Below are 2,202 nucleotides of genomic sequence, written 5' to 3' on the forward strand. Positions count from 1 at the left end.
CCCGGTGGGGGCCGCCGCGGCGGTCTCCGACCGGGTGCCGGCCGCCTCCTCGCGGGCCCGGCGCAGCGCCTCGGCGTCCGCCGTGCGGCCCTCCCGCAGCGCCGCGACCTCGGCCTCCAGCACACCGATCAGCTCGGACTTGTAGCCGATGTCGTAGGCCGCCCGGCGCATCGCCTGGTCCACCTGGGCCATCCGGTAGCCGCGCAACGCCGTGTCGAAGCGGACCTCGGCGATGTCCGACTCCTCCAATGGGCGGGTGCCCGGCAGGGGGACGGCCCGCCCGTCCGGTTCGGCCGGCACCAGGCCGGGATCACGCCCGGAGACCAGCACCGTCACCCCGAACACCACCGCCGCGACGGTCAGCGCGACGACCAAGAGGAGCAGAACCTCACCCATGGGGAGATCGTGGCATGCGGACCGGCCCCGGGCGAGCCCTCCACCGGCTCCGATCATGATTCGCAACCCGGCGTACCGGACGGGCCGCCCGCCGGCGGACCGGCTAGCGTCGGGGACGGTCGGCGGTACGGCCGACGGCGGGCGGAGGTCAGGAGGCGGGCATGGCCGGGGCATTGCGGCTCGGTAAGCGGACCTTCTCCCCCGGTGAACTGGTGGTGATGGCGATCGTCAACCGCACCCCGGACTCGTTCTTCGACCGGGGCGCCACCTTCGGCGCGGACAGCGCGCTGCGCGCCGTGGAGCGCGCGGTCACCGAGGGCGCGGAGATCATCGACATCGGCGGGGTGAAGGCGGGGCCGGGCGACGAGGTCGACGTGGCCGAGGAGATCCGCCGGACCGTGGACACCATCGCCGCGGTCCGGGCCGCCTTCCCCGACGTGGTCATCTCGATCGACACCTGGCGGGCCGAGGTGGCGGTGGAGGCGGTGGCGGCCGGTGCCGACCTGCTGAACGACACCTGGTCCGGCGCCGACCCCGCGCTGGCCCGGGTGGCCGGGGAGACGGGTGCCGGGCTGGTCTGCTCGCATGCCGGCGGGCTGGCTCCGCGTACCCGCCCGCACCGGGCCGCCTTCGACGACGTGGTGGCCGACGTGGTGACCACGGTGACCGGGCTCGCCGAACGTGCGGTCGCCCTGGGCGTACGCCCCGACGGCATCCTGATCGACCCGGCGCACGACTTCGGCAAGAACACCCGGCACTCGCTGGAGATCACCCGCCGGCTGGCCGAGCTCACCGACACCGGCTGGCCGCTGCTGGTGGCCCTGTCGAACAAGGACTTCATCGGCGAGACGCTGGACCTGCCGGTGCCGGAGCGGCTGGAGGGCACCCTCGCCGCCACGGCGGTGTCGGCCTGGCTGGGCGCGCGGGTGTTCCGGGCCCATCAGGTCCGCGAGACGCGGCGGGTGCTCGACATGGTCGCCTCGATCAGGGGCGACCGCCCGCCGACCCTGACCCGCCGCGGCCTCGCCTGAGCCGGTCGGCTCAGGTCCAGCGCAGGATGTTCTTCCGCCAGGCGTAGAGGATGCCGAGCGCCACCACGGCGACGAAGACGGCCATCTCCACCACCGTGGTCACGCCGAACCCGGGCCGGTCGAAGACGAGTGCCCACGGGAAGAGGAAGACCGCCTCGACCGCGAAGAGCACGTAGAGATACGCGTAGACGTAGTAGCGGATCTGCATCTGCGCCCAGTCGCCACCGACCGGGTCGAGACCGCACTCGTAGCTCGTCCTTTTTCCCCAGGGATCGGCCGGACGGCCAGGACGTAACACCCGATTGGCTGAGAACGCCGTAACGAAGAAGAGAACGGCGGCGAGCAGGAGGAGACCGAGCGTGGCGTACGAGCCCAGGTAACCGGTCACGGTCGGTCAGCCTACCGCCGACCGCGAACGCGTACCGGACACGTTACGTATTTGTTTCCTGATGGGACTAGTGCCCTGGGGCAACTGTTACCGAATAATGGAACCTCACTCAGAGTCACGGAGGACAGATGGCCCGCCTGCGCGTACGTCCCTCTCGGCGGGCTGCCGGCCGACGCACCTCCGTGCTGCTCGCGGCCTCGCTGGCCGCCGGCCTCGCGGCGGCGGTGGCCGTGGCCCCCGGATGGGCGACCGCGTCGCCGGTGACCACCGACCTCACCACCGTGGCCGCCGATGCCGCGACCGATCCCGCCGCCGACCCGACCGACACCACGCCCACCGTGGACCCGACCGCGACGGAACCCACGCCCACCACGCCGCCGCCCACCG

Annotated in this window: 4 protein-coding genes; 2 read left to right on the forward strand and 2 right to left on the reverse strand. The window is 72.8% G+C overall.

Annotated elements, in window-relative coordinates; genetic code table 11:
• Positions 1–396 (reverse strand): DivIVA domain-containing protein (locus DKL51_RS31390; protein WP_148097900.1); only part of this gene is annotated, 396 nt, incomplete at its 3' end.
• Between the two features lie 161 nt (positions 397–557).
• Here DKL51_RS31390 and folP point away from each other — a divergent pair.
• Positions 558–1,427, forward strand: coding sequence for a dihydropteroate synthase (gene folP / locus DKL51_RS31395; RefSeq protein ID WP_109948269.1), 870 nt, complete (start codon positions 558–560; stop codon positions 1,425–1,427).
• A gap of 10 nt (positions 1,428–1,437) precedes the next feature.
• On the opposite strand, the gene ndhC is transcribed toward folP, so the two are convergent.
• The gene (gene ndhC, locus DKL51_RS31400; RefSeq protein WP_109948268.1) at positions 1,438–1,815 is read right to left on the reverse strand and encodes an NADH-quinone oxidoreductase subunit A; all 378 of its coding nucleotides are present in this window, start codon (positions 1,813–1,815) and stop codon (positions 1,438–1,440) included.
• 128 nt (positions 1,816–1,943) lie between these two features.
• Here ndhC and DKL51_RS31405 point away from each other — a divergent pair.
• A partial coding sequence (locus DKL51_RS31405) for a hypothetical protein (RefSeq protein WP_438819685.1) occupies positions 1,944–2,202 on the forward strand: 259 nt, incomplete at its 3' end.

The organism is Micromonospora globispora, assembly GCF_003857015.1.
Lineage (GTDB): Bacteria > Actinomycetota > Actinomycetes > Mycobacteriales > Micromonosporaceae > Micromonospora > Micromonospora globispora.

Coding starts and splice junctions, on each gene's coding strand:
- folP (WP_109948269.1), top strand. CDS start 558: ATGGCCGGGGCATTGCGGCTCGGTAAGCGGACCTTCTCCCCCGGTGAA.